This is a genomic window from Sphingomonas olei (assembly GCF_045369765.1).
In the GTDB taxonomy this organism is placed as follows: Bacteria; Pseudomonadota; Alphaproteobacteria; order Sphingomonadales; family Sphingomonadaceae; genus Sphingomonas; species Sphingomonas panaciterrae.
Window position 1 is genome coordinate 1 of the sequence record NZ_JBIQEU010000090.1, and the last position, 604, is coordinate 604.

At 70.9% G+C, this 604-nt stretch carries 1 protein-coding gene; it reads right to left on the minus strand.

Going from position 1 to position 604, the window contains the following annotated elements:
- The coding region (locus ACH0BU_RS18195) for an adenine nucleotide alpha hydrolase family protein (RefSeq protein WP_500264495.1) at positions 1 to 529 on the minus strand (529 nt) is incomplete at its 3' end.
- Positions 530 to 604: the final 75 nt, after the last annotated feature.

The window sequence follows — 604 nt, forward strand, 5'->3', positions numbered from 1 at the left end:
GCCCGCGCTCCTCCGCCTCCGCGCGCACCTGCGCCTTGGAGGGGGTCTCGGCGAGGGGGAAGATCGCGTGCTCGAGCTGCTCGGCGGTGAGCACGCCCAGCACGTAGGACTGGTCCTTGGCCCAGTCCGCGGCGCGGTGCAGCTCCTTGTGGCCGTCCTCGTCCTCCACGACCTTCGCGTAGTGGCCGGTGCACACGGCGTCGAAGCCGAGCGCCAGGGCCTTCTCCAGCAGGGCCGCGAACTTGATCTTCTCGTTGCAGCGCATGCACGGGTTGGGGGTGCGTCCGGCGGCGTACTCGGCCACGAAGTCGTCCACGACGTCCGCCTGGAAGCGCTCGGAGAAGTCCCACACGTAGTACGGGATGCCGAGCTTCTCCGCCGCGCGCCACGCGTCCCGGGAGTCCTCGATGGTGCAGCAGCCGCGAGCGCCCGTGCGCAGCGTGCCCGGGGTCCGGGACAGGGCGAGGTGCACACCCGTGACGTCGTGCCCGGCGTCCACCGCACGGGCCGCGGCCACCGCGGAGTCCACTCCGCCACTCATTGCTGCCAGAACGCGCACGGGATCCCCTTCGAAAGGTTGCGGTGGGACGAGACGCCTTAACAA